The organism is Shinella sp. JR1-6, from assembly GCF_004284735.1.
GTDB lineage: Bacteria > Pseudomonadota > Alphaproteobacteria > Rhizobiales > Rhizobiaceae > Shinella.
In genome coordinates this window covers 492,527-518,328 of record NZ_SHMI01000003.1, presented here as the reverse complement: position 1 = coordinate 518,328, position 25,802 = coordinate 492,527, and the positions used below count along the sequence as shown (strand labels likewise).

The 25,802-nt window shown below is 63.8% G+C and carries 28 protein-coding genes; 19 read left to right on the top strand and 9 right to left on the bottom strand.

The window, feature by feature from the left end; genetic code table 11:
* From EXZ48_RS34810 to EXZ48_RS07725, 8 genes are all read left to right on the top strand, one after another.
* Window positions 1–680: DUF551 domain-containing protein (locus EXZ48_RS34810; protein ID WP_165909302.1), on the top strand; the 680-nt coding region annotated here is incomplete at its 5' end.
* A complete protein-coding gene (locus EXZ48_RS07750; RefSeq protein ID WP_130515132.1) occupies window positions 670–1,140 on the top strand; it encodes an HD domain-containing protein in 471 nt (156 codons plus the stop codon). The genes EXZ48_RS34810 and EXZ48_RS07750, both read left to right, overlap by 11 nt.
* Window positions 1,133–1,342 carry a hypothetical protein gene (locus EXZ48_RS07745; protein WP_130515130.1) on the top strand — a complete coding sequence of 70 codons (210 nt, stop codon included), beginning with the start codon at window positions 1,133–1,135 and terminating at the stop codon, window positions 1,340–1,342. The genes EXZ48_RS07750 and EXZ48_RS07745 overlap by 8 nt, the downstream gene beginning before the upstream one ends.
* A complete protein-coding gene (locus tag EXZ48_RS34805; protein WP_165909301.1) occupies window positions 1,339–1,515 on the top strand; it encodes a hypothetical protein in 177 nt (58 codons plus the stop codon). Before EXZ48_RS07745 ends, EXZ48_RS34805 begins: the two co-directional genes overlap by 4 nt.
* Window positions 1,515–2,615: a tyrosine-type recombinase/integrase gene (locus tag EXZ48_RS07740; protein ID WP_130515128.1), complete on the top strand. Its 1,101-nt coding sequence runs from the start codon at window positions 1,515–1,517 to the stop codon at window positions 2,613–2,615. Before EXZ48_RS34805 ends, EXZ48_RS07740 begins: the two co-directional genes overlap by 1 nt.
* Before the next feature lie 393 nt (window positions 2,616–3,008).
* Window positions 3,009–3,203, top strand: coding sequence for a hypothetical protein (locus tag EXZ48_RS07735; protein WP_023514326.1), 195 nt, complete (start codon window positions 3,009–3,011; stop codon window positions 3,201–3,203).
* A gap of 124 nt (window positions 3,204–3,327) precedes the next feature.
* Window positions 3,328–4,101 (top strand): NAD kinase, encoded by a 774-nt coding sequence (locus EXZ48_RS07730; RefSeq protein ID WP_050743166.1) that lies wholly within the window; start codon window positions 3,328–3,330, stop codon window positions 4,099–4,101.
* A gap of 34 nt (window positions 4,102–4,135) precedes the next feature.
* Entirely contained in the window at window positions 4,136–4,642 is a 507-nt protein-coding gene (locus EXZ48_RS07725) for a hypothetical protein (RefSeq protein WP_130515126.1), read from the top strand.
* 129 nt (window positions 4,643–4,771) lie between these two features.
* Here the strand turns inward: EXZ48_RS07725 and prfB are convergent.
* From prfB to EXZ48_RS07710, 3 genes are all read right to left on the bottom strand, one after another.
* Window positions 4,772–5,903, bottom strand: a protein-coding gene (gene prfB / locus EXZ48_RS07720; protein WP_165909300.1) for a peptide chain release factor 2 whose coding sequence is annotated in 2 segments (ribosomal slippage) — window positions 4,772–5,833 and window positions 5,835–5,903 — 1,131 coding nt in all. Because the reading frame shifts where the segments join, the coding sequence is not laid out codon by codon here.
* 101 nt (window positions 5,904–6,004) lie between these two features.
* The gene (locus EXZ48_RS07715) at window positions 6,005–8,452 is read right to left on the bottom strand and encodes a penicillin-binding protein 1A (RefSeq protein ID WP_050743073.1); all 2,448 of its coding nucleotides are present in this window, start codon (window positions 8,450–8,452) and stop codon (window positions 6,005–6,007) included.
* Window positions 8,453–8,713: 261 nt separating this feature from the next.
* On the bottom strand, window positions 8,714–9,955 hold the full coding sequence (locus tag EXZ48_RS07710; RefSeq protein WP_130515169.1) for an N-acetylmuramoyl-L-alanine amidase: 1,242 nt from the start codon (window positions 9,953–9,955) through the stop codon (window positions 8,714–8,716).
* Window positions 9,956–10,589: 634 nt separating this feature from the next.
* Here EXZ48_RS07710 and EXZ48_RS07705 point away from each other — a divergent pair.
* Window positions 10,590–13,439 (top strand): ribonuclease E/G, encoded by a 2,850-nt coding sequence (locus EXZ48_RS07705; protein WP_130515122.1) that lies wholly within the window; start codon window positions 10,590–10,592, stop codon window positions 13,437–13,439.
* 132 nt (window positions 13,440–13,571) lie between these two features.
* A complete protein-coding gene (locus EXZ48_RS07700) occupies window positions 13,572–14,336 on the top strand; it encodes an SDR family oxidoreductase (RefSeq protein WP_130515120.1) in 765 nt (254 codons plus the stop codon).
* An 82-nt stretch (window positions 14,337–14,418) separates the two neighbouring features.
* Here EXZ48_RS07700 and EXZ48_RS07695 read toward each other — a convergent pair whose 3' ends face one another.
* Window positions 14,419–15,570: a pyridoxal phosphate-dependent aminotransferase gene (locus EXZ48_RS07695; protein ID WP_130515118.1), complete on the bottom strand. Its 1,152-nt coding sequence runs from the start codon at window positions 15,568–15,570 to the stop codon at window positions 14,419–14,421.
* A gap of 207 nt (window positions 15,571–15,777) precedes the next feature.
* Here EXZ48_RS07695 and EXZ48_RS07690 point away from each other — a divergent pair, with 207 nt between their 5' ends.
* From EXZ48_RS07690 to aat, 5 genes are all read left to right on the top strand, one after another.
* Window positions 15,778–16,536, top strand: coding sequence for a DsbA family protein (locus tag EXZ48_RS07690; protein ID WP_130515116.1), 759 nt, complete (start codon window positions 15,778–15,780; stop codon window positions 16,534–16,536).
* Between the two features lie 151 nt (window positions 16,537–16,687).
* The gene (aroQ, locus tag EXZ48_RS07685) at window positions 16,688–17,125 is read left to right on the top strand and encodes a type II 3-dehydroquinate dehydratase (protein ID WP_023514052.1); all 438 of its coding nucleotides are present in this window, start codon (window positions 16,688–16,690) and stop codon (window positions 17,123–17,125) included.
* 22 nt (window positions 17,126–17,147) lie between these two features.
* Entirely contained in the window at window positions 17,148–17,618 is a 471-nt protein-coding gene (gene accB, locus EXZ48_RS07680) for an acetyl-CoA carboxylase biotin carboxyl carrier protein (RefSeq protein WP_023514051.1), read from the top strand.
* A 10-nt stretch (window positions 17,619–17,628) separates the two neighbouring features.
* The gene (gene accC / locus EXZ48_RS07675; RefSeq protein WP_023514050.1) at window positions 17,629–18,975 is read left to right on the top strand and encodes an acetyl-CoA carboxylase biotin carboxylase subunit; all 1,347 of its coding nucleotides are present in this window, start codon (window positions 17,629–17,631) and stop codon (window positions 18,973–18,975) included.
* 12 nt (window positions 18,976–18,987) lie between these two features.
* Window positions 18,988–19,602 (top strand): leucyl/phenylalanyl-tRNA--protein transferase, encoded by a 615-nt coding sequence (aat, locus tag EXZ48_RS07670; protein ID WP_130515114.1) that lies wholly within the window; start codon window positions 18,988–18,990, stop codon window positions 19,600–19,602.
* A gap of 70 nt (window positions 19,603–19,672) precedes the next feature.
* Here the strand turns inward: aat and EXZ48_RS07665 are convergent, their stop codons facing one another.
* From EXZ48_RS07665 to gatB, 4 genes are all read right to left on the bottom strand, one after another.
* Entirely contained in the window at window positions 19,673–20,128 is a 456-nt protein-coding gene (locus EXZ48_RS07665) for a DUF2155 domain-containing protein (RefSeq protein ID WP_023514048.1), read from the bottom strand.
* 76 nt (window positions 20,129–20,204) lie between these two features.
* Complete coding sequence (locus tag EXZ48_RS07660) at window positions 20,205–20,603, bottom strand: NADH:ubiquinone oxidoreductase subunit NDUFA12 (RefSeq protein WP_023514047.1); 399 nt, start codon at window positions 20,601–20,603, stop codon at window positions 20,205–20,207.
* Window positions 20,604–20,756: 153 nt separating this feature from the next.
* Complete coding sequence (locus EXZ48_RS07655) at window positions 20,757–21,257, bottom strand: GNAT family N-acetyltransferase (RefSeq protein ID WP_130515112.1); 501 nt, start codon at window positions 21,255–21,257, stop codon at window positions 20,757–20,759.
* Window positions 21,258–21,325: 68 nt separating this feature from the next.
* Complete coding sequence (gene gatB / locus EXZ48_RS07650) at window positions 21,326–22,828, bottom strand: Asp-tRNA(Asn)/Glu-tRNA(Gln) amidotransferase subunit GatB (RefSeq protein WP_023514045.1); 1,503 nt, start codon at window positions 22,826–22,828, stop codon at window positions 21,326–21,328.
* Between the two features lie 129 nt (window positions 22,829–22,957).
* Here gatB and EXZ48_RS07645 point away from each other — a divergent pair, with 129 nt between their 5' ends.
* From EXZ48_RS07645 to EXZ48_RS07630, 4 genes are all read left to right on the top strand, one after another.
* A complete protein-coding gene (locus EXZ48_RS07645) occupies window positions 22,958–23,263 on the top strand; it encodes a DUF1294 domain-containing protein (protein ID WP_130515110.1) in 306 nt (101 codons plus the stop codon).
* Window positions 23,264–23,318: 55 nt separating this feature from the next.
* Window positions 23,319–23,762 (top strand): Rrf2 family transcriptional regulator, encoded by a 444-nt coding sequence (locus EXZ48_RS07640; protein WP_130515108.1) that lies wholly within the window; start codon window positions 23,319–23,321, stop codon window positions 23,760–23,762.
* 86 nt (window positions 23,763–23,848) lie between these two features.
* The gene (locus tag EXZ48_RS07635) at window positions 23,849–24,751 is read left to right on the top strand and encodes an NAD(P)/FAD-dependent oxidoreductase (protein ID WP_130515106.1); all 903 of its coding nucleotides are present in this window, start codon (window positions 23,849–23,851) and stop codon (window positions 24,749–24,751) included.
* Window positions 24,752–24,944: 193 nt separating this feature from the next.
* Window positions 24,945–25,202 carry a YjhX family toxin gene (locus tag EXZ48_RS07630; RefSeq protein ID WP_023514041.1) on the top strand — a complete coding sequence of 86 codons (258 nt, stop codon included), beginning with the start codon at window positions 24,945–24,947 and terminating at the stop codon, window positions 25,200–25,202.
* Between the two features lie 34 nt (window positions 25,203–25,236).
* On the opposite strand, the gene EXZ48_RS07625 is transcribed toward EXZ48_RS07630, so the two are convergent.
* Window positions 25,237–25,749, bottom strand: coding sequence for a GNAT family N-acetyltransferase (locus tag EXZ48_RS07625; protein ID WP_024270875.1), 513 nt, complete (start codon window positions 25,747–25,749; stop codon window positions 25,237–25,239).
* Window positions 25,750–25,802: the final 53 nt, after the last annotated feature.

Below are 25,802 nucleotides of genomic sequence, written 5' to 3'. Positions count from 1 at the left end.
ACCATTCGCTCGGGGCTGGGACGCTTGCCGAAGCGCTGATGCCTTTCATCTCCGCAGCTCTCTCTATCGAACAGACGGAGCCGGTGAAGGTGAAGGCGCTTGAGTGGGAGGACCTGTTATCGCAGCGCGAGGATGGCCCCGCAGAGCCTACTGGTGACATTGAAGCAGCGACCATAATCGGAGAATATTCCGTTTGCCTTGATGAAGACGAAGGCGTTTTAGAGACGCCTTGGTGCGCGTGGTCGCCGGTTGAAAACATCGGTCATTTCGAAAGCCTCGAAGCCGCCAAGGCCGCCGCCCAACAGGATTACGAGACTCGCATCCTCTCCGCTCTCGTCAATGCACAAGCAGATGCGTATGTGGTGGAGAGATGGCAGCCGATCGATACTGCGCCGAGGGATGGAAGAGTGGTGCTCGCCTACTTCCCATTGGAAGGTCTTGGGGCGGATTGGTGTCGAGTCATGCCTGTATACTTCTCGAAGACAATGCAGCCTCGCCCATGGATTTTCGCTGGCCGTGCCGCTTCTTCCTATGGAGAAGGCCCCACCCACTGGCAACCTCTCCCCGCTCCTCCCACCACCCGTACCGCAGACCGCGCCGAACAGGACGGCTCCGCCATATCATCAAGTGGAACCTCGCCCGCCGCTATCCGCCAGAGAGGAGAGAGCGATGCTTCGTGAAGCGATAACCATGGCTGCGCTCGCGCATGAAGGCCAAACCGATAAATCCGGCGCTCCGTACATCTTCCATCCCATTCGAGTTGCATCGACGTTCTCTGATGACTTCCTGCAAACAATCGCGGTTCTGCACGATGTGGTCGAGGACACGAGCATCACGCTTTCTGATCTTGATGCGCACTTCCCGCAGGGTGTCGTCAACGCCGTGGACGCCCTGACCCGTCGCGAGGGCGAAACCTACGAGGACTTCATCCAGCGCGTGTCCCGGAACCCCAGCGCCCGGAAGGTGAAGATTGCCGATCTTCGCGACAATCTCCGACCCGGCGCGCCGCATCTCACGACGCGATACGAAAAGGCGCTCCGCGTCTTGGAGGAGATCGAGCACGACCAAGACGCCATACTCACAAGTGGAGCCTACCCCGCCGCCCGCGCTGCGCTGGAGAAGGAGACACGGGATGGGTGACCGTGTCGATTTCGCCGAAAAAGGCACGCTGGATGAGATCGTCTCAACCAGGGGCGCCCACCTTGAATGCATCGGCGGGAGCAAGTGGTTCCTCTCCTTTCAGCACGAGGACGGCACGGAAACGGCCGTTTGGTTCTCTTCGCGCGATCTGCGGAAGCCTTTCTGGGAGAAGCGAGAGCCGAGGAAGGAGCCGATAGAATGACGGCGCCGGCCCTTATCAAGCAGGCGGAGCTTAGACGCATGGCGACCATTGCCAAGCGCGAAGGCGTGCGTGTCGAGGTGGAGGTGGGTGGCCGCGTCTTCCGCGTTTCCCCCGATATCCCCGATAATCACAAGCCGGAGCCGCTTGCCCTACCGGATGACTTTGCCCTCTGATGGACGATATGGTCCGAAAATTGCCGCGCTATGTCACCGTCACCAAGACGAAGTACAAGAAGGTGCTGTTCTACTTCCGGGTGGACAAGGGCCCGCGGACGCGGCTGCCAGATGACCCGAGCAGCGATGAGTTCAAGGAAGCCTATCGCGCATGCTTAATCGGCGAGCCGGTTAAGACGAAGAAGATCGTCGGGGTTCCGACGACGATCCGGTGGCTTATCGAGCGATACATGGAAAGCGCGGCGTGGCGAAACGATCTATCCGACGCGACCAGACGTCAGCGCAGCAACATCCTGAAGCATGTCGTATCAGATAGCGGGGACGTTCCGTTCGCGATGGTGCAGGCTAAGCACATCCGAAACCGCATGGAAAAAATGAGCGACACGCCGGCTCAGGCAAACAACTACCTGAAGACGATGATCGGCCTCTTCTCGTGGGCTGTGAAAAACGACCACGTGAAGGTGAACCCGACGATCGACGTTGCTCGCCTCAAAGCGAAGTCCAAGGGCTTCCCAGAATGGACACAGGAGGACGGGGAAGCGTTCCGCGCCAGATGGCCGGTAGGAACAGCCCAGCGGCTCGCATTCGAGTTGCTGCTGCACTCAGGGCTAAGGCGTGGTGATATCGTCACCCTTGGGCGACAGCACCTCAAAGGCAACATTCTGTCCATCACAACGCAGAAGACCGGTACGACGATCACCGTGGAGCTGCCTGACGCCGTCCTATCTATCATCGCAGCGACGAAGACCGGTGATCTCCATTTCCTCGTAACGAGCTTCGGGAAGCCATTCTCAATTCCAGGCTTCGGGAACTGGTTCCATGCCGCCAGTGTCAAGGCAGGCGTTCATAAGAATGCTCACGGGATCCGAAAGCTCGCGGCGACCACGGCTGCAAACGATGGGGCAACGTCAAGCGAACTGATGGCGCAGTTCGGCTGGACCACGTCACAACAGGCGGACGTCTACACGAAAGGCGCGGACAGGGTGCGTTTGGGGATCAGCGCTTCCCGGAGGATAGCCCGCAGGCTTGAGGCGCAAGACGCCGACGAGAAGGCTTTGGGGGACGTCGAAAATTCGCAAAAAGAATCAAAGGGGCGGTAAGCTGGGTTTGGGGGGAGCAAAGGATTGAAATAAAACGGCAATGGCACTACTGGTGGGGGCACCATTTTTCCAAAAGCGCAGACATGGCGAAAGAATAGCGTTCTCTTGCGCTAACCGGACCGGTTGGTTGCTCGTCGTTCAACGCAGCCCTCAAATTCTCCGCGCCCTTTCAAGTTCGCCCTTTTGCGACTTTCCGCATGTCGTTCTCGCAGCCTGCCCTCCGCTTTTGTGATTCCAGCGGCGCACGCCTCGCTCCGCCACCTTCCACATTGCCGTCCAGCATGGACTGGCCTATAGGCGATTGATCGACGGGCGCCTCGGGGGCCCGCATTCCCGTTTTGCGGCGGCGGCCGGCATCGGCTGCCCTGCGAGACCCATGGTGGAGGAACGAAGGTGGCGGAAGACAAGGGACCGATTTCGAAGGTGGTGGTCGAAAAGCGGATCGACGGGAAGTACTTCTACGCCCTCACCTTTCGCGGCGTCACCTATCCGGTGAAGGGGCCGTTCGGCAATCCGATGGAAGCGGCGGCCAACGGGCAGGCCGTGCTGAAAAAGCTGGAAGAGCGGGCGGGAGCGGCGAAGGCCTGAGCGCTTCCGCCCTCACGACGTTCTGTCATATTTTTCAGATGCGCGTGCCGTAAAGGCATGCGACAAAGACCGGCCTTGTGTGCAGGACACAGCAGGGCTTGCTTCGAGGATGCGGATCGGTGGCATGGCGCGTAATTTCAATTCCCTCTCCTTCGTCGCCTCGCAGGCAGCCGAAGCGCAGGACGCGCGCAACGAACTGATTTCGATCTACGGCAATGCCGATCCGGAAGAGGCCGACGTCATCGTCGCGCTCGGCGGTGACGGTTTCATGCTGCAGACGCTGCACACCACGATGAATTCGGGCAAGCGCGTCTACGGCATGAACCGCGGCTCCATCGGTTTCCTGATGAACCGCTACGATCCGGCGGACCTGCCCGATCGTGTCGAGGGCGCGGTAGAGAACGCTTTCCGGCCGCTGGAAATGGTCACCAGCGACGCGAGCGGCCAGGAGCGCCGGGCGCTTGCCATCAACGAGGTCTATCTCTTTCGCCAATCCTACCAGGCGGCGAAGCTGAGGGTCAGCATCGACGGGCGCGTGCGGCTGGAGGAACTGATTTGCGACGGGCTCCTGCTTGCCACGCCTGCCGGCTCGACGGCCTACAACCTCTCCGCCCATGGGCCGATCCTGCCGCTGGAGGCACCGCTGCTGGCGCTGACACCGGTCAGCGCCTTCCGGCCACGGCGCTGGCGCGGTGCGCTGCTGCCGAACAAGGTGAAAGTGGAGATCGAGGTCCTGGAAGCGGAGAAGCGTCCGGTCAACGCGGTCGCCGACAATACCGAGGTCAAATCCGTCACGTCGGTGCGCATCGCCGAATCGGCCGGGCTTTCGGCCCGCATCCTCTCCGATCCCGATCATTCCTGGTCCGACCGGATTCTTGCCGAACAGTTCGACTACTGACAAGGTTCACCAGACCAGGGACAGGAGTTTCGCCATGACACGGCACGCACTTGCCACCGCCCTCGCCGTGCTTCTCCTCGCCGGATCCCCTGCCCTTGGCCAGGAACCACCGGTGGCGGAAACCATCACCTTCGTCGTCAGCACCGGTTTCTGGGAAGAGCAGGCAGAGGATGGCGCGGAGGATGCGGCCGCGGCAAAGCCTGAGACGGCCGAAGCGAAGGCGCCTGCCGCCCTGCGCCGCGGCTACTACAAGCTGATCGCAGTGCGCCAGCCGGATGGCACGGCACAGGTCCATCTCCAGCAGATCGAGGCGACCGCCAACGGCCCGAAGATCGCCTCCTCCACCGTGCTGGAGGAGTTCTCGGCGATGAAACCCTATGTGACCGACATCCGGCCGGAAAACTCGTCGGGCATCACCACGCAGCCGGGGCTGTTCGCAACCGTCTATCTGAAGACCGATCCGAAGGCGGCGGAACCCGAGAGCTGGACGGTCCTGATCGACGATCTCGGCGAGATCAAGATCGAGCGTGCGACCAATTGAGAACGGGTGCCCTGTCCCCTCTCCTCGTCATCCTCGAGCTTGCGCCGAGTGCGACGAGGAGAGGTTGTGGGTAGATGAACGAAAAACGGGCGCCGCGGCGCCCGTTTCCATTTCGTCTTTGAATGAGAATTAGTTCAAGTCATCCACCACCGAATCGGCGCCACCGTTGACACGGTGGGCCAGTGCGGCTTCCATGAATTCGTTGAGCTCGCCGTCGAGCACATCCGAGGGAGCGGTGCTTTCGACGCCGGTGCGCAGGTCCTTGACCAGCTGGTAGGGCTGGAGGACGTAGGAGCGGATCTGGTGGCCCCAGCCGATATCCGACTTGGATGCGGCTTCGGCGTTGGCGGCTTCCTCGCGCTTCTTCAGCTCCGCCTCGTAGAGACGGGCGCGCAGCATGTCCCATGCCTTGGCACGGTTCTTGTGCTGCGAGCGTTCCTGCTGGCAGGCAACCACGATGCCGGTCGGGATGTGCGTGATGCGCACCGCCGAATCCGTCGTGTTGACGTGCTGGCCGCCAGCGCCCGACGAGCGGTAGGTGTCGATGCGGCAATCACTCTCGTTGATGTCGATGGTGATCGAATCGTCGATCACCGGATAGACCCAGATGGACGAGAACGAGGTGTGGCGGCGCGCGTTGCTGTCATAGGGCGAGATACGGACCAGGCGGTGCACGCCCGATTCGGTCTTCAGCCAGCCATAGGCATTGTGGCCCTTGACGAGCATCGTCGCGGACTTGATGCCCGCTTCTTCGCCGTCATGGACTTCCAGGAGTTCCACCTTGTAGCCCGAGCGCTCGGCCCAGCGGGTGTACATGCGCAGAAGCATGTTGGCCCAGTCCTGGCTTTCCGTACCGCCGGCGCCGGAGTGTACTTCGAGATAGGTATCGTTGCCGTCGGCTTCGCCTGACAGCATCGCCTCGACCTGCTTGCGCGTGGCCTCGGTGCGGACAGCCTTCAGGGCGTCCTCGGCTTCCTTGACGATCGCAGCATCGCCCTCTTCCTCACCAAGCTCGATGAGTTCGATATTGTCCTTGAGCTGCTGCTCGATGGCCTTGACGCCATTGATACCCTCGTCCAGCTGCTGGCGCTCGCGCATCAGCTTCTGGGCTTCCTGGGCATCGTTCCAGAGGTTCGGGTCCTCTGCCTTGTTGTTCAACCAGTCCAGTCGTCTTACCGCCTGATCCCAGTCAAAGATGCCTCCTCAGCAGGCTTATGGCCTGCTTGATTTCGTCGACGACGTTCTCGATTTCCGCGCGCATAACCGCCTTCTTCTTCAATGCTATTTCGGTGGCCGTGAAATAGAGAGGGCGGGCACGGATGTAAAGCCCCGCGCCCGCCCTCGCTCGCTCTCATCCCGTGATCAGAACAGGCCGCCGCTGCCGCCCGTCACCGCCTGATTGGCCTGCGGCGAACTTTTGAGGATCTCCTCGGGGCTGGCAAATTCCTCGCCGCCGATGACCGAGAAGACATCTGCAGGGCCGGTGCCGGGCTTGAAGGCTTCCATGATGGTGTCGGGCTCGCCCTCGGAGGCCTGCATGCCTGTCTTGCGGTTGACGGCGATGAACTGCATGCCCTCCGGCACGATGAACTTGGTCGGGCGCGTACCTTCGAGCGCCGCCTGCATGAATTCGTTGAAGATCGGCGCAGAAAGCGAGCCACCGGTCGCACCGCGGCCAAGCGGGGCCGGGTTGTCGAAGCCGATATAGAGGCCGGCGACGAGATCCGGCGTGTAGCCGACGAACCAGGCGTCCTTCTCGTCGTTGGTCGTGCCGGTCTTGCCGGCGGTCGGGCGGTCAAGCTTGATCTTGCCGGCCGCGGTGCCGCGCGTCACGACGCCTTCCATCATCGAGGTGATCTGGTAGGCCGTCATCGGATCCAGCACCTGCTCGCGGTTGTCGACGAGAACAGGCTCCTCCTGGTTTTCCCAGTCGGTCGCATTGCAGTTCTCGCAGGTGCGCTCCTCGTGGCGGAAGATCGTCTTGCCGTAGCGGTCCTGAATGCGGTCGATCAGCGACGGCTTGATCTGCTTGCCGCCATTGGCAAGCACCGAATAGGCCGAGACCATGCGCAGCACGGTCGTCTCGCCCGAGCCGAGCGACATGGAGAGCACCGGATACATCTTGTCGTAGATGCCGAAGCGCTCGGCATATTCGGCGACGAGGTTCATGCCCATGTCGTTGGCAAGGCGCACGGTCATCAGGTTGCGCGAGCGCTCAATGCCGAGGCGCAGCGTCGACGGGCCGGCCGCTCCGCCGCCGTAGTTCTGCGGACGCCAGACCTGGCCACCGGCAACGATCTCGATCGGCGCGTCCATGATGACGGAGGCCGGCGTATAGCCGTTGTCGAGCGCGGCGGCGTAGACGAAGGGCTTGAAGGACGAGCCCGGCTGGCGCATGGCCTGCGAGGCGCGGTTGAATTCCGACTGGCCGTAGGAGAAGCCGCCGACCATGGCGAGCACGCGCCCGGTATGCGGGTCCATGGCGACGAGGCCGCCCTGCACTTTCGGCGGCTGACGAAGACGGTAGGTGCCGCCCTCCAGCGGTTCGACATAGACGACATCCCCGACGGTGAAGACACCGGCCGGCGACTTTGCCGTCTTACGGTCGCCCTTGGCCGAACGATAGGCCCAGGTCATGGCCTTCGCCTCGATACGGCCGGTCACGCGCTCCTCGACGACCTTGCCGGAGGCCTCCTTGCTCGGCTGCAGGCCGATATCGGCGCCGCCGTCATCGACGGCGAGCACGACGGCGAGCTTCCATTCCGGCACGTCCGAGAGCGCTTCGACCTTGGCCAGCTCCACGCCCCAGTCGCCGCCGATCTCGATGGTCTTGATAGGCCCGTGGAACCCGCGACGCTCGTCATAGCTCAGCAGGCCCTTCTGCAAGGACTTGCGGGCGGCGACCTGGATGCGCGGATCGAGCGAGGTGCGCACGGAAAGGCCGCCTTCGTAAAGCGCATTGTCGCCGTAACGTTCGATGATCTGCCGGCGAACCTCTTCGGAGAAGAATTCCGAGGCAAAGAGATAGGAGCCGCGATGGCGCGGCGTCACGCCGAGCGGCTGGGCCTTTGCCTCTGCGCCGTCGCTCTGGGTGACGTAGCCGTTCTCGACCATGCGGTCGATGACCCAGTTGCGGCGCTCGATGGCGGCCTCGGCACGGCGGAAGGGATGGTAGTTCGACGGTCCCTTCGGCAGGGCGGCGAGATAGGCGGTCTCGGCAATCGTCAGCTCGGTGACGGATTTGTCGAAATAGGTCAGCGCCGCACCGGCGATGCCGTAGGAATTCAGGCCGAAGAAGATTTCGTTGAGGTACAGTTCGAGAATGCGGTCCTTGGAATAGGCCTGCTCGATGCGGAAGGAGAGGATCGCTTCCTTGACCTTGCGGTCGATGGTCTGGTCCGAGGAGAGCAGGAAGTTCTTCGCCACCTGCTGGGTGATGGTCGACGCGCCGACCGGGCGGCGGCCGGAACCCATATTCTGGACGTTGACCACGATGGCACGGAAAAGGCCGGTCACGTCGACACCGGGATGCTGGTAGAAGTTCTTGTCTTCGGCCGAAAGGAACGCGGCCTTCACGCGGTCGGGAATCGCCTGGATCGGCAGGTAGAGGCGGCGCTCGCGGGCATATTCGGCCATCAGCGCGCCGTTGCCGGCATGCACGCGCGTCGTCACCGGCGGCGCATAGCTGTTCAAGACCTCATAATCGGGAAGATCCTTGGTGACACTTCCGAGATAGAGCGCAACCGCGCCCGCCACGCCGAGGAAAAAGACGGCGCCAATCCCGAAGAAATATCCAATCAGTCTGATCATGAGCCAGTTACCGATGCCTTATGCTTGTCATGTCATCAGGCAGACCTGCTGCCCGGCCTTGCACGCCCCGGCTCATCCGGCCGCTGCGCTCTCCCGTCGAGGACGAGTCATCCATTTTCTCGATCCCGTCTAGCGAGCGGAATGTGAGGAAAATAGGGCTTACAGCATGCATCCCGGCTTCGCCACCGCACAATGGCGGCTGCTGTCACTTTTCCGGCACAGGCGAGCCTAGCACGATCCGCGTCCGCGCGCCGAGAAACCTCAGCCGCCGTTGGCGACGACCGTCGAGCGATACTGCTCCACCGCCCTGGCGACGAGGCCCGCGACCTTCTTCTGCCATGCGGGATCGACCAGCAGTTTCTCGTCGTCCTTGTTCGACATGAAGCCGAGTTCGAGCAGGATCGAGGGCACATCCGGCGCGGTCAGCACGCGAAAGCCGGCATGACGGTGCGGATTGTTGATCAGCAGCACCTGATCCTTGAAATTGCTGACGATGCTCTGGGCGAGATTGATCGAGAAGGCCTGCGTCTCGCGGCGCGTCAGGTCCAAAAGGATATCGGCAACTTCCGCCGGCTCGTCGACGAAGGAGATGCCGGCGATCTGGTCGGACAGGTTTTCACGCTCGGCAAGGCTCGCGGCCAGACTGTCGGAGGCCTTGTCGGAGATGGTGTAGACCGTCGCGCCGCGAATGTCCTTCTGTTTCAGCGTGTCGGCATGGATCGAGATCAGCAGGTTCGCTCCCTCGTTGCGGGCGAGCTGTACACGCTGCGACAGGGAGAGAAACTCGTCCTTGTCGCGCGTCAGGATGGCGCGCGTGCCGGGCAGCGCGTTCAGCGCCTCGGTCAACTGGCGGGCGAAGGCGAGCGTGACGTGCTTTTCCTCGGTCTTGGTGACGCCGCCGCGTGCGCCGTTGTCGATGCCGCCATGCCCGGCATCGACCGCGATGACAAAGGGGCCGTCCGCCCGGCTGCCGGGCAGCATGACGGGCGTCTGCTCGGCGCTGGCCGGGGCGGCAGCTTCCTGCCAGCTCTGCTTTTCCATGAGCGCCTGGAAGGCCTGGTCGGTGACGATCGCCGTGTCGATGACCAGCCGGTAGCTCGCCGCCCCCTGCTCTTCCTGCACCTCGGCCAGCACGACGCCGACGGGACGCGATGCCGTCAGGACGATGCGCGAACGGCCGGCGGCCATCGTGCCGTAGCGGATGTCGGAAAAGATGCCGCGCGCTTCCAGCTCCTCCGCCTTGAGGCCGAAAGCGGTCTCCGGCAGGTCGATCAGCACGCGATAGGGATTGGCGACGTAATGGACCTTGAAATCCGGCTTGCGGTCGAAATCGATGATGAGACGGGTGCGGGCGTCGTCACCGGCGATCCGCGCGGAAAAGGCGAGCAGCGGTGCAGCCGTGGCGGAAACGGCAAGGGCGGGCGTGACGAGCGACAGGCTGAGCACGGCGACGATCGCACCGGCGGCAACGCGGAAAAAGGTTTCGGTCAGAAGGCGTAGCATCACCACTGGCAGTCCGTTCAAACGCGTGGAAACCGCGCGATGCGGCACAGGACGAGGTCCATAGATGCCCCCATATGGTTAACCAAAGCTTGCCAAGGGGCGTTGCCGCAGCACTTGCGCAGCCATAGGGGCAAATCGATCAAGATTATGACGCTTTTGGCTTTTCCCTTGCCATTGTGACATATCCGCCATAAAAGCAAAATCAGGGAAAAAGAATAGACGGGATAGAATCGCTTAGAGCAGGCAGCCACTCCTTCGGGGCTTGGCGCCGAACCGGGCCTTCATCCGCCGTCGCACCGCTTTTTCCCGGCCGATAAGATCGCGTAAACCGGCGGTGGCCGGGACAGTCAAGGTGGATTTCCACCAAACGCCCTTACCCAAGGGCAATTTCATCGGACCGCTCAGGTCTATGGCACAGGCATTCTCGTTGGACGTTGATGTTGTCACAGCGGATACTACCAGAGGGTAACAGGCACCGGGGCGCTCGCGCACCGGCCACCCTCCGTCCGCTAACCCCGCACCGGGGCCCGACGAGAACTTACATATCCGGCGCATCCCCCTCCTCCCCCGGCACCTCCCTAGATGGGAACGGTTCGCCGCCAGGATCGCGGCTGCGCCGAGGAGCTCAATCTACATGGCAGAGAAAATGCTTATCGATGCGTCTCACTCTGAAGAGACGCGCGTCGTTGTCGTGCGCGGAAACCGCATAGAAGAATTCGACTTCGAATCCGAACACAAGAAACAGATCCGCGGCAATATCTACCTTGCCAAGGTCACACGCGTCGAACCGTCGCTCCAGGCGGCCTTCGTCGATTACGGCGGCAACCGCCACGGCTTCCTGGCCTTCGCCGAAATCCACCCGGATTACTACCAGATCCCGCTTGCCGACCGACAGGCCCTGCTGAGGGCCGAGGCCGAGGAGCACCGCCGCGACGACGACATCGAGCATGTCGAGACCGCGGGCGATCGCTCCGAAGACGCGGCAACGCCGGAAACAGCCGCCGTTGAAGAAGAAGTGCAGGCCGTTGCGCCCGTCGAGGCAGAAACCGCCGAGACTGTTGTCGAGGCCGAAGTCGTCGAAGCCGCGGCCGCCCTTGCGGAAGAGGCACCGGCCGAAAAGCCGAAGAAGCCGCGCCGCCCGCGCAAGCCCAAGGCGAAAGCCGAGGATGCACCGGCCGCCGAAGAGGCCGCCGAGAGCAGCGACGACGAGACCCCCGGCGGCGCGATGGCCATGGCCGTCGACACCGACGAGGTTTCCGAGCCCGCCGAACGTTCGCGCGGCCGCCGTCGCCGCGATGACGACGATGACGACGACGACCATCACGGCGAGGAAAAGGAAGTCATCGAATCCGTCGGCGCCGAAGACGCGATGGAAGAGGTTCCGGATCGCGTCGTGCGCAAGCCGCGCAAGCAGTACCGCATCCAGGAAGTCATCAAGCGCCGCCAGATCCTGCTTGTGCAGGTCGCCAAGGAAGAGCGCGGCAACAAGGGCGCGGCGCTGACCACCTACCTGTCGCTCGCCGGCCGCTACTCCGTCCTGATGCCGAACACGGCGCGCGGCGGCGGCATTTCGCGCAAGATCACCAACCTGCAGGACCGCAAGCGCCTGAAGGAAATCGCCCGCGACCTCGAGGTTCCGCAGGGCATGGGCGTCATCCTGCGCACCGCCGGCGCAAACCGCACCCGCGTCGAGGTCAAGCGCGACTTCGAATACCTGATGCGCCTGTGGGAGAACGTCCGCACGCTGACGCTCGCCTCCACCGCGCCCTGCCTCGTCTATGAGGAAGGCTCGCTGATCAAGCGCTCGATCCGCGACCTCTACAACAAGGACATCAGCGAGATCATCGTCGCCGGCGAGGAAGGCTACCGTGAAGCCAAGGGCTTCATGAAGATGCTGATGCCGAGCCATGCCAAGGTCGTGCAACCCTATCGCGACGTGCATCCGATCTTCTCGCGCTCGGGCATCGAAGCCCAGCTCGACCGCATGCTGCAGCCGCAGGTGACGCTGAAGTCCGGCGGCTACATCATCATCAACCAGACCGAGGCGCTCGTCTCGATCGACGTCAACTCCGGCCGCTCGACGCGCGAACACTCGATCGAGGAGACCGCGCTCCAGACGAACCTGGAAGCCGCCGAGGAAGTGGCGCGCCAGCTTCGCCTGCGCGACCTTGCCGGCCTCGTCGTCATCGACTTCATCGACATGGAGGAGAAGCGCAACAACCGGTCGGTCGAAAAGCGCCTCAAGGACCACCTCAAGAACGACCGCGCGCGCATCCAGGTCGGCCGCATCTCGCATTTCGGCCTCTTGGAAATGTCGCGCCAGCGCATCCGCGCTTCGGTTCTCGAATCGACCATGCAGACCTGCCCGCATTGCAATGGCACGGGCCATATCCGCTCGCAGTCGTCGGTGGCGCTGCACGTCCTGCGCGGCATCGAGGAATACCTGCTCAAGAACACGACGCACAACATCGTCGTCCGCACGACGCCCGATATCGCGCTCTATCTGCTCAACCACAAGCGCGGCACGATCATCGATTATGAGACCCGCTTCGGCGTCCAGATCATCATCGAGGCGGATGCCCATGTCGGCGCGCAGCATTTTGCGATCGACCGCGGCGAGCCCGTCGAGAACCCGGTCAAGATCGAGCAGATACTGCATTTCGAACCCGAACCGGAAGATGACGACATCGTAGTCGAAGACGAGATCGACGAAGACGAGGAAGAAGCGCGTCCGGCCGCGGCCGCGCAGGCTTCGTCCTCGTCGGCGACATCCGATGAGAACGGCCGCAACAAGCGCAAGCGCCGCCGCCGTCGTCGTGGCCGCCGCGAAAACGGTGACGGCACGGACACCGCATCCTTCGGTGGCGAACAGGCCGGTGATGACGACGCGCTCGATGACGACGAGGCCGATGGCGACGAGGGTGCGGAAGACACACCCCAGGCGCAGGCTGACGACACGTCCGATCGCCGCAAGCGCCGCCGCCGCGGCAAGCGCGGCGGCCGCCGCAACCGTCCCGAAGACGGCTCGCTCGAGGCTGGCGCCGAAGGCTCCGAGGACGGCGATAGCGATGCGGACGACGCCGAAGAGGCCGTCGCCGTCGAGGTGGAGGTCGCCGAAGTGATCGTCGCGGCCGAGGAAGCGCCGGTCGAAGTGGTGGCTGAAGAGCCGCCGGCCAAGCCGAAGCGCGCTCGCCGTAGCCGTGCCAAGGCCGTAGAAGAGGTCGCCACCGATGAAGCTGCCCGCAGCGAGATCGAGGCCCAGCCGGCTGCTGCCGCCGAAGAGACAACGCCGGTCGAGCCGGAAGTCGAAGCAGCCTCTGCCGCTCTTGACGAACCGGCCAAGCCCGGGCGCGCCAACCGCGACATCTCCAAGATAGCCTCCGAGCCGGTGGTGAAGTCTTCGACGACGAAAGAAGCAGCGCTGGACGACGAACCGGAAAAGCCCAAGAAGGGCGGCTGGTGGCAGCGCCGCGGCTTCTTCTAAGAAGCCGCTAATATCCAGGAATTGAGAAGGGCCCGGCATTGTCCGGGCCTTTTTCGTGCGCGGGTTTCGGGTGGCTCCCGTCGCTCCCTTCTGCGACATCCGGGCCGCAGGAAACCAGCAAGGGAGAAATTCATGCCCCGTCTCGACAACAAGATCGCTATCGTCACCGGCGCCAGCTCCGGCATCGGCCGCGCCGCCGCGCTTCTCTTCGCCCGCCAGGGCGCACGGCTCGTGCTCTCCGCCCGCAGGCGCGAGCAGCTCGAAGAGCTTGCCGACGAGATCCGTGGAACAGGCGGCACCGCCGTCGCGGTGCCAGGCGACGTCAGCGAGGAAGCGCACCACCAGGCGCTGGTCGAGGCGGCGCGGGCCGAATTCGGCGGCCTCGACATCGCCTTCAACAATGCCGGAACAACAGGTACGGTCGGCCCCCTCACCGCCCTTTCCCTGGCCGAATGGCAGGACGTCGTCGCCATCAACCTGACCAGTGGCTTTCTCGCGGCCAAACACCAGCTGCCGGCCATGGAAGCACGCGGCGGCGGCAGCCTCGTCTTCACCTCGACCTTCGTCGGCTACACGGCCGGCTTTCCGGGGCTCGCAGCCTATGCCGCCTCGAAATCCGGCCTCGTCGGCCTCGTGCAGGTGCTCGCCTCGGAATACGGGCCGAAAGGTATTCGCGTGAACGCGCTACTACCGGGCGCGACGGACACGCCGATGGGGCGGGCGGTGGCAAACACGCCGGAGGCGCGCGACTTCATCGCCGGCCTCAATGCCTTCAAGCGCATCGCCGCGCCGGAGGAGATTGCCGAGGCCGCACTCTTCCTGTGCTCGGATGCCGCAAGTTTCACGACCGGGACGGCGATGCTCGTCGACGGCGGTGTGTCGATCAACCGGGTCTGATGCTCACAAGGCGATTCAGGGGCTTGCGGGATTGAATCCGGTTCTCGCCACAAGCGCCTGAAACGGTACCGCTTTCCCCGTTTCAGGCGAGCCAGCGCGCGAGGCGGTCGACCGCCTCGCTCATCTCCTCGTAGGCGCCCGCATAGGAGAAGCGCATCGTATGGTGCCCGTCCTGCGGATCGAAATCGGCACCCGGCGTCGCCGCGACGTCGGTTTCCGCGAGCATGCGGCGAGCGAAGGCCATGCTGTCATTGGTGAATCGGCTGACATCGACATAGGCGTAGAAGGCGCCGTCCATCGGCGAGGCGATGGCAAAGCCAAGTTCCGGCAGCCGCTTCACCAGGAGGTCGCGATTCGCTTTGTAGGCGTCGCGATAGACGTTGAGTTCCGCCTCCGCCCCGAGCGCAGCTTCCGCCGCGATCTGCGAAAGCTCCGGCGCGGAAATGTAGAGGCTCTGGGCGATGCGCTCGACGGGGCGCACCAGCGCCTCCGGCAGCACCATCCAGCCGATGCGCCAGCCGGTCATGCAATAGTATTTCGAGAAGGAGTTGATGATCACCGCGTCATCGCCGAACTCCAGCGCCGTCGCCTCTTCGCCGACGAAGGTGAGGCCGTGGTAGATCTCGTCGGAGATGAAGGCGATGCCGTTGTCCCGGCAATAGGCGGAGAGCGCCGCAAGATTGGCGCGACCGGTCACGGTGCCCGTCGGGTTGGCGGGGCTGGCGAGCAGCACGCCGTCGATGCGGCCATGGGCAGCGGCGGCGGCCTCCAGCGCCGCCGGGGTCAGCGTGAAGCCGTTTTCCGCATTCACCTCGATTTCCACCGTCTCGATGCCGAGCGCCGCAAGGATATTGCGGTAGGCCGGATAGCCGGGACGCGCGATGGCAACGCGGTCGCCGGCATCGAACAGCGCAAGAAAAGCGAGGTTGAAGCCGGCCGAAGAGCCTGTCGTGATGGCGATCCGGCCCGGATCGACGGAGACGCCGTGATGGCGCTTGTAGAAATCGGATATGGCGCGGCGCAGCGAAAGGAGGCCGAGCGCCTCCGTATAGCCGATGCGGCCGATCTCGAGCGCCCGGCGGGCGGCGTCTCGCGCCGCTTGCGGTGCGGGATGCACGGGCTGGCCGACGGCCATGGAAATCACCGGCCGGCCGGCCGCACGACGCTTCGTCGCCTCGGCCAGCACATCCATGGCGTGAAAGGGTTCGACGGCGCCGCGGCGGGAGAGTTTCATGGGACTGCCTTCCGGTTCTTCGGGTCGCGTCTTCCTGCCGCAAGATGCCCGTCTTCACAATCCCGCGAGGGCCGAAAATCCGCCGCTTTTACCCTATCGTTTGCGCCTGCCCGACCATAAGGTCGTTGAAAGCGCCACGACCCGCATTGACGTTGAGGGGCCGCCAATGGCACTTCTCCGGCGCATCACGACGAGGACAGCAAAGACATGACATTCAAGACGAAGCTCGCGGCCACGGTAGCACTTGCCCTTTCGGTCGCAGCCCCCCTGCCCGCCCTTGCCCTCGATGATGCGCAGAAGAAGGAAATCGGCGAATTCATCAAGGAATACCTCGTCGAGAACCCGGAAATCCTTATCGAGGTGCAGGAGGCCCTGCAGAAGAAGCAGGAAGAGCAGCAGCAGGCGAAAGCCCAGTCCGCCATCACCGACAACGAAAAGGCGATCTTCTCCTCGCCCTACGACATCGCACTCGGCAATCCGAAGGGCGACGTCACGATCGTCGAATTCTTCGACTACAACTGTGGTTACTGCAAGCGCGCGCTCTCCGACATGGATGCGCTGCTGAAGGAAGACAAGAACATCCGCTTCGTTTTGAAGGAACTGCCGATCCTCGGCCCCGATTCGCTCGCCGCCCACAAGGTGAGCGCAGCCGTGCGGGATCTCGCCCCTGAAAAGTACGGCGAGTTCCACCGCGCGCTGCTCGGCAACGAGGGCCGCGCGACGGAAGAAAGCGCGATCGCCCTTGCCGCGACGATGGGCCTTGCCGAGGCTGACCTCCGCAAGACGATGGCCGACAAGCCGCATGACGAGGCGGTGCGCGAAGCCTATTCGCTGGCCAACGAGCTCGGCATCACCGGCACGCCGTCCTACGTGCTCGGCCAGGAGATGATCTTCGGCGCGGTGGGCGCGGACGACCTTCGCGAAAAGATCGCCAATGTCAGGGCGTGCGGCAAGGCGACCTGCTAAAACCGCCATCTTCCTGCCACGCTGGCCGTGTTCAGCCGTTGCTGCTTGTGGACATCGCCCCATTCGACCGGCAAAGCCCCTGCCCTTGGGGCTTTCCCTGTGGAAACCGCCGGTCTATAGGTAATTGTCTTTCCAGCATGCGGAATTGTGAATGGCTTCCACCCTTTTCGTGCTCAACGGTCCCAACCTGAATGCCCTCGGCAAACGTGAACCCGGCATCTATGGCGGGCACACGCTTGCGGATATCGAGGCGCTCTGCAAGGCGGAGGGTGAGAAGCTGGGCTTTGCGGTCGATTTCCGCCAGTCCAACCATGAAGGCGATCTGGTCGACTGGATCCACGAAGGCGGCGATGCCGCCGCTGGCATCGCCATCAATGCCGGTGCCTATACCCACACCTCGATCGCCCTGCACGACGCCATTCGCGCCATCAAGGTGCCGGTGGTCGAACTGCACCTTTCCAATGTGCATGCCCGCGAAGAATTCCGCCACACGTCGATGATCGCGCCCGCCGTCAAGGGCGTCATCTGCGGTTTCGGCGCGCACAGCTACATCCTCGCGCTTCACGCGCTTTCGTCCATCACGAAATAAGAAAAACAAGAGGCTCATTTCCATGGCTGACAAGAAACACGGCATCGATCAGACGCTCATCCGCGATCTCGCCAACATCCTCAACGAGACGGACCTCACCGAGATCGAAGTGGAGCAGGACGACCTGCGCATCCGCGTCTCGCGCGCCGGCACGCCGCAATATGTCCAGGCACCGATCGCCGCACCGGCTGCCGCCTATGCCGCACCGGCCGTCGCAGCCACGGCTGGCGCAGCCCCCGTTGCCGACGCCCGTAACAACAAGAACGCCGTCACGGCGCCGATGGTCGGTACGGCCTATCTGTCGCCTGCTCCGGGCGCCCGTGCCTTTATCGAGGTCGGCGCCACGGTCAAGGAAGGGCAGACCATCCTCATCATCGAAGCCATGAAGACGATGAACCAGATCCCGGCGCCGCGCTCCGGCAAGGTCACCGAAATCCTCGTCTCGGATGCAAGCCCGGTCGAATACGGCGAACCGCTTGTCATCATCGAATAAGGCGGCCCCCATGATCTCCAAAGTCCTCATTGCCAACCGCGGCGAAATCGCCCTTCGCGTCCTTCGGGCGTGCAAGGAGCTCGGCATCGCCACGGTCGCCGTGCATTCGACGGCGGATGCCGATGCCATGCATGTGCGCCTCGCCGACGAGAGCGTCTGCATCGGCCCGCCCCCGTCGCGCGAGAGCTATCTGAACATCCACCAGATCGTCGCCGCCTGCGAGATCACCGGCGCCGACGCCGTGCATCCCGGCTACGGCTTCCTGTCTGAAAACGCCAAGTTCGCGGAAATCCTCGACGCGCACGGCATCACCTTCATCGGCCCGACGGCGGAGCACATCCGCATCATGGGCGACAAGATCACCGCCAAGCAGACGGCGCAGGAACTCGGCATCCCCGTCGTTCCTGGCTCCGACGGTGAGGTGAAGCCGGAAAACGCGCTCGAAGTCGCCCGCCAGATCGGCTTTCCCGTGCTCATCAAGGCGACCGCCGGTGGCGGTGGCCGCGGCATGAAGGTGGCCAAGACCGAGGCCGATCTTGAAGAAGCCGTCTCGACGGCCCGCTCCGAGGCGCTCGCCGCCTTCGGCAACGACGCCGTCTACATGGAAAAGTATCTCGGCAAGCCGCGCCATATCGAAATCCAGGTCGTCGGCGACGGCATGGGCAATGCCGTGCATCTCGGCGAGCGCGACTGCTCGTTGCAGCGCCGCCACCAGAAGGTCTGGGAAGAGGCCAACTCTCCGGCCCTCAACGTCGAGCAGCGCATGAAGATCGGCCAGGTCTGCGCCGACGCCATGAAGAAGCTGAAATACCGCGGCGCCGGCACGGTCGAGTTCCTCTACGAGAACGGCGAGTTCTATTTCATCGAGATGAACACCCGCCTTCAGGTGGAGCACCCGATCACCGAAGCGATCACCGGCATCGACCTCGTACACGAGCAGATCCGCGTCGCCTCCGGCGCCGGCCTTTCGGTGAGCCAGGAAGACATCGTCTTCTCCGGCCATGCCATCGAGTGCCGTATCAATGCCGAGGATCCGCGCACCTTCGTTCCCTCGCCGGGTACGATCACGCATTTCCACGCGCCGGGCGGCCTTGGCGTGCGCGTCGATTCGGGCGCCTATCAGGGCTACCGCATCCCGCCCTACTACGACAGCCTGATCGGCAAGCTCATCGTGCACGGCCGCACTCGCGTCGAATGCATGATGCGCCTGCGGCGCGTTCTGGACGAGTTCGTCATCGACGGCATCAAGACGACGCTGCCGCTCTTCCAGGACCTGATCGCCAATCAGGACATCGCCAACGGCGATTACGACATCCACTGGCTGGAGAATTATCTGGCCGGCAAAACCGACGCCTGAGGGGCGTCGGTCATGGCAGGGCGACGCAGCCGGCACCCGGAAATCACCCCGGACCTGCTTCTGCGCGCCTATTCCATCGGGCTTTTCCCGATGGCTGATTCGGCCGACGACCCGGAACTCTTCTGGGTCGAGCCGGACATACGGGGCGTCATCCCGCTCGATACGTTCCACGTCTCGCGCAGCCTCGCCAAGACGATCCGCAAGAAGCCCTTCGACATCCGTTTCGACACCGCCTTCGACGCGGTGCTGGCCGCCTGCGCCGAGGCCGCGCCCGATCGGCCCTCCACCTGGATCAACACGAAGATCAAGTCGCTCTACGGCACGCTACACCGCATGGGCCATGCCCATTCCGTGGAAGCATGGGAGGGGGAAAAACTCGTCGGCGGCCTCTACGGCGTCTCGCTCGGCGCGGCCTTCTTCGGCGAGAGCATGTTTTCGCGGCGCACGGACGCCTCGAAGATCTGCCTGGTGCATCTGGTGGAGCGGTTGAAGAAAAACGGTTTCCGCCTGCTCGACACGCAGTTCACCACCGAGCACCTGAAGACATTCGGCGCAATCGATGTGCCGAAGATCGAATACGAGGACATGCTGGCCAACGCGCTGGCGTCGCCGCATTTGCCGTTTTGACGGAGAAGATGTGGCGCGGGGCTTGGCCCGGGGATCCACGAGGGCAGGCAAAACGTCCCTGGAGAGCGATTTACTGGGTCTTCGCCTTCGCGTCTTCCGGCGGCGGCACGTCAGACTTCGCCTTGCACTCGGTCAGCCACACGTCGTAGACGGCGTGTTCGACGGCGTTGAGACCGGGGCTGTCGGCAAACATCCAGCCGGTGAAGATGCGACGGATCTTGCGGTCGAGAGTGATCTCGTCGACCTCGACGAAGGACGTCACCTTCTGTGCCTCGGTGTCGTCGCGGCTGTAGCAGACCTTCGGTGTCACCTGGAGCGCGCCGAACTGCACGGTCTCGCCGATATAGACGTCGAAATTGGTGATGCGGCCAGTGATCTTGTCGATGCCGGAGAAGACGGCGACCGGGTTCTCGACGCGGGCGGCTTCCGCAGCCACAGGCAACAGCGCCGCGCCTGCGGCGGCCACGGCAAGCGCGGCGACAAGAAGCCGCCGTCCGGCGTTTGCCGAGAAAAACCCTGATGTCATGAATGCCGTCTCCTGCGAACCGCTCCGGCGTTCGCCGGTCGCTTGGAGCTAGCGGCGAAATGTGGCCAAATCGGTATCAGTTGCCCGGCGTCCAGGCGTCGTAGTCGCCCGTCACGCGCGGACGTTCGCCGGCGGCGGCAAGCGAGCCCGGCGGACGATAGGCCTGGGCGGTGCCGGTCGGGTTCTGGCGGTGTGGCTTTTCCCAGTCGCGGGCCTGATACTTTTCATCGGCCGGGGAAACATCGGTGCGATGGTGCATCCAGCCGTGCCAGCCCGGCGGGATGGCGGAGGCTTCGGCATACCCGTTGTAGATCACCCAGCGGCGCGTGCGCCCTTCGGAATCCTTCGCGCCGCCCTGGTAGTAGACATTGCCGAGTTCGTCCTGGCCGACCCGGGTGCCGAAGCGCCAGGTGTGAAAACGGGTGCCGATCGTCTGACCGTTCCACCAGGTAAAAATCTGCTTGAGAAGGTTCATGGGCTGGCGTCCTTGGCAGGGCCGTGCCGGAAGCGCGGCCCGAGACTGTTGGGCCGCCCGCAGAAAGCGGGCGATCTTTCTTCCGCTTATGGCGCGGCAGCGCTGGAATGTCCAGCGATTCCCGCCCCTTCGCCCACGGCTTTTCGCCGCGGATCAGCCGCCGAGCGGCTTCTCATAGACATCCAGCGGCACACCGGAGATGTTGTCGGCGGTGTGCTGCGCCTCGCCGACCTTGGCAAAGCCGTGCGCGTAGTAGAAGGCGACCGCCGCATCGTTGCGCGGGTCGACCTCCAGCAGCATCGTCGTGGCATCCGGGAAGCAGGTTTCGAGTTCCGCGAACATGTCGCGGCCGATGCCCTGGCGCTGATAGCGCGGCAGCACGTAGAGCTGGTGCAGGAACGCCACCTTCGGCCGATCCCTCGCCATGGCGACATAGCCCATGCCGGCAAGCTCCTTGCCGTTGTCGGCGACGACGAACTCGCTGTCCTTGCGCTCCAACCGGGCCTTCAGCGCCGGCACGGAATGCCAGCGCGCGGTAATCTCGCGCACCTTGTCCGCGCCGTAGAGCGCGTCATAGGTGGCGTGCCACGTCTCGGCCAGAAGCGCGCTGACCTTGGCCAGGTCGCGTTCGGAGGCCGTGCGGACGAAGAACATGGGAAGTTCCTTTGTTTTGAAGCAGTTCCAGACGGAAAACCGCTTCACATTTTTCCTGGAATTGCTTCCTAGTCCTCGATTCCCAGCTTGGCCTTGACGAGGGCCTGCACGGCCTGCGGGTTGGCCTTGCCGCCCGTCGCCTTCATCACCTGGCCGACGAACCAGCCGGCAAGCGTCGGCTTGGCGAGAACCTTGGCGACCTGATCGGGATTGGCGGCGATGATTTCATCGACGGCCTTCTCGATGGCACCGGTGTCCGTCACCTGCTTCATGCCGCGGGATTCGACGATGTCGGCCGGGTTGCCGCCTTCGGTCCAGACGATTTCAAAGAGGTCCTTGGCGATCTTGCCGGAGATGGTGCCGTCCTTGATGAGATCGATGATGCCGCCGAGCTGGGCGGGCGAAACCGGAGTCTCTTCAATGGCTTTGCCGTCCTTGTTCAAGGCACCGAGCAAGTCGTTGATGACCCAGTTGGCGGCCGTCTTGCCGTCGCGGCCGGCAGCCACGGCCTCGTAATAGTCGGCAATCGCCTTCTCCGAGACGAGCACCGAGGCGTCGTAGACCGAAAGGCCGAGATCCTTGACGAAGCGGATCTTCTTGTCATCAGGCAGTTCCGGCAGGTCGGCGAGCAGCTTGCCGACGAATTCGTTGTCGAACTCCAGCGGCAGCAGGTCCGGGTCGGGGAAGTAGCGGTAGTCGTGCGCGTCTTCCTTCGAGCGCATGGAGCGCGTCTCGCCCTTGCCCGGATCGAAGAGGCGGGTTTCCTGGTCGATCGAACCGCCATCCTCCAGAATGCCGATCTGGCGGCGGGCTTCGTATTCGATCGCCTGGCCGATGAAGCGGATGGAGTTGACGTTCTTGATCTCGCAGCGCGTGCCGAAACCTTCGCCAGGGCGGCGCACGGAGACGTTGACGTCGGCGCGCATGGAGCCCTCGTCCATGTTGCCGTCGCAGGTGCCAAGATAGCGCACGATGGAGCGCAGCTTCGTCATATAGGCCTTGGCCTCATCAGACGAGCGCATGTCCGGCTTGGAGACGATCTCCATCAGCGCGACGCCCGAACGGTTGAGGTCGACATAGGACATGGTCGGATGCTGGTCGTGCATCGACTTGCCGGCGTCCTGCTCCAGGTGCAGGCGCTCGATGCCGATCTCGATGTCTTCAAAATTGCCCTGGCGGTCGGGGCCGAGCGAGATGACGATCTTGCCCTCGCCGACGATCGGGTCCTTGAACTGCGAGATCTGGTAGCCCTGCGGCAGGTCCGGATAGAAGTAGTTCTTGCGGTCGAAGATCGAGCGGTGGTTGATCTGCGCCTTGAGGCCGAGGCCGGTGCGCACGGCCTGCCGGACGCATTCCTCGTTGATCACAGGCAGCATGCCGGGCATGGCCGCATCGACGAGCGAGACGTTGGCATTCGGCGCCTTGCCGAATTCGGTGGAGGCGCCGGAGAACAGTTTCGAATTCGAAAGGACCTGCGCGTGCACCTCCATGCCGATGATGACTTCCCAATCGCCGGTGGCGCCGGGGATGAAGCGTTTCGGATCGGGGGTACGGACGTCGACGAGGGTCATTTTCGGCTCTTGCTGTGGTGTCTTCGGTGCTGTCTCGGTAGAACATATGGGCAGGCGGTGCAAGGTTTTCAGCGCATGAGGCCGACCCTCGTTAGCCAAGCCGCAAGGATGATCGACTAAACTGATGCCATGGGTACGACGACAACGCTTCTCATCATCTTCCTTCTCCTCAACGTCGTAACGTTCTGCCTCTACTGGTGGGACAAGGAAGCTGCGCGTGACGGCCATTGGCGCGTTTCCGAAGCGCGGCTGCTGCAGTTCGCCCTCTTCGGCGGCAGCCTCGGCGCCGTCGCCGCGCAACGGCTGCTGCGGCACAAGACGCGCAAGGAGCCCTTTCGCACGCAGCTGATGGCAATCCTGATTCTGCACGCGGCGCTCGTGCCGGCGACGCTGATTTTCGGCCCTGCCCTCGTCCGCACACTGCGCGCCGGCTGACACCTGCTTCGCCGGCATGTTGACAGACGACAAGATTCGTAACCATTATTGTTACATGAAAAGAAACAGCCGTCTTTCCGCCGTGCTCCACGCACTCATGCACATGGCCGAACGCGAGGCGCCGATGACCTCGGACGACCTTGCACTCTGCCTCGACACCAATGCCGTCGTCGTCCGGCGCACCATGGCAGGCCTTCGCGACACCGGTATCGTGCAATCCGGCCGCGGCCATGGCGGCGGCTGGCAATTTGCCCGGCCGCTTGCGGACATCTCGCTGCTCGACATCTACAACGCGCTCGGCGAGCCGATCGTCTTCCAGATCGGCCCGGCGACGGAAATGCCGGGCTGCGTGATCGAGCAATCCGTCAACCGGGTGATCGGCGACGCGCTGAAGGACGCCGAGGCGATCCTGATGGCGCGCTTCGCCGGCACGACGCTTGCCGACCTCGCCGCCGATTACCGGGTGGCGGCGAAACGCCGTCGGACCGATACCGGCTAAACGGGAACGCCTTCCCGATACTCCGCATCGAACGACCGATACCCATCGGGCGAACGATGCCGCGCGCTCCACAGAAAGGATGAACCATGACCGAAGATGCCATCATCATCGGCGGGGGCTTTGCCGGCCTTTCCGCCGCCCTGCAGCTTGCCCGCGCCCGGCGCCGCATCACCATTCTCGACACCGGCGAGCCGCGCAACCGCTTCGCCGCCCATTCGCACGGCTTCCTCGCCCAGGACGGCCGGCCGGGCCGCGACATCCTTGCCGATGCCCGCCGACAGCTGGCCGCCTACGCGACGGTCACCTTCCGTGACGTGCCGGCCGAACGGCTGGACGGGGAGAAGGACGCCTTCTCCGTCGTCACCGGCGACGGCGGGCGGATTGTGGCGCGCCGCGTGCTGCTTGCCACCGGCTTCGAGGACCAGTTGCCCGATATCCCGGGCCTTGCCGAGCGCTGGGGCAAGACGGTGCTGCATTGCCCCTATTGCCATGGCTACGAGGTGGGCGGTGGACCGGTCGGCGTGCTGGCGCGCACGGCCGAGGCGGCGCGCTTTGCGGCGGTGGTCGCCGACTGGGGCAATGTCACGCTCTTTACCAACATGGCGCCGGAGCCGGACGACGCGGCCCTTGCCGTGCTCGCCGAGCGCAATGTGAAGCTCCGGCCGGGCCGCGTCACCGCCATCGCCGACGGGCCGGATGGCCTCTTGTCCGTCGAGACCGGTCCGGGCATCCCGACCCTCGTGAAGGCGCTCTTCGTGATGCCGGAGGCGCGGGTGCGCAGCACCATCCCGGCCGGGCGCGGCCTGACGCTGAAGGAAACGCCGATCGGCAGCATCCTCCACACAGACGACACGGGCCAGACGTCCCTGCCCGGCCTCTATGCAGCCGGCGACATCGCGCTCGGGGCAGCCAACATCTCGCTCGCCTCGGCCAACGGCGTGAAGACCGCCGTCTTCCTGCACCATTCCCTGATCTGGCCGATGCATTGACCTTTGCGGATGCCCCGGCTATTCCGGGGCATCCGCAAATGGAGTTTTGATGTCTAACTCGTCTGAGACCTGCTGAAGACCCTGCCCGCGACAGCTTGCGCGCAGGGTCTGGAAAAACGATGAGCCCTGCCACCTCGTAGGTGGCGGAACGTTTTTTCGCGTTCATTCGAACGCCGGACGGATTCTCAAGACAATGGACATTTCGCGCGCCGAACAGCGCATTCTCCATCTGCTCGCCCAGGGCGGCAGGATCGACATCGAAAAAGACGACAACCGGAAGATCATGACGGTCGCCTGCATCACGCGGGACGGCTGGCGAGCGAGCGGCCTCGACATCGACCTCTTCCGGAAACTGAAACGCCGGCGGTGCATCGCCTCCTCCGGCGGCAGGCCCTACCGCATCACGCACCGCGGCCTGGAGCTGGTGCGGGCCCAGCTGGACAACCAGTAAACCGGCGGGAGGCGTGGCGAAAGCCCGCCTCCCCTCAGAACCCGCCCGGCCCGTAGCCGGGCGGCTCGTCCGCAACGAGCTGCCGGCGCAGGCCGACCGACTCGACATCGCGGTCGAGGCGTTCGGAATAGTCGATAGACAGCCAGTTCACGCTATAGCCGTGCTTCTGGAAGAAGCCGACGGCGGCCGTGTTGCGGGCATGCGTCTGCAACCGCGCCGCCTCGAAACCCGCTGCGACGATCTCCGCCTCCATGGCGGAGAGCAAGGCGGAGCCGAGCCCCTTCTTCTGCTGGGGCGGGTCGATCCAGAGGTCGCTGATCTCGTCGTCCAGCGCCTCGCGCGCCGCCCATCCGGCCGTCCGGCCCTCGGTTTCAGCGACGCTCACCCGCAACCAGTGGCGGGCAAGGAACTGCTGGAAGGCGTTGCGGGCATAGTCGCGCCGCACCTGCAGGTCGGCGACGCCGACGACGGCCTGTTCCCAGGCCCGAACGCCGATGTCGACGAGAGCGGGAACATCGTCCTCACGGGCATTGCGAACGGTGATCATGCGGGCGGCCCTTTCCGACACCATGAAAGCATTGCCGGAAAGGCTTGGCGAGG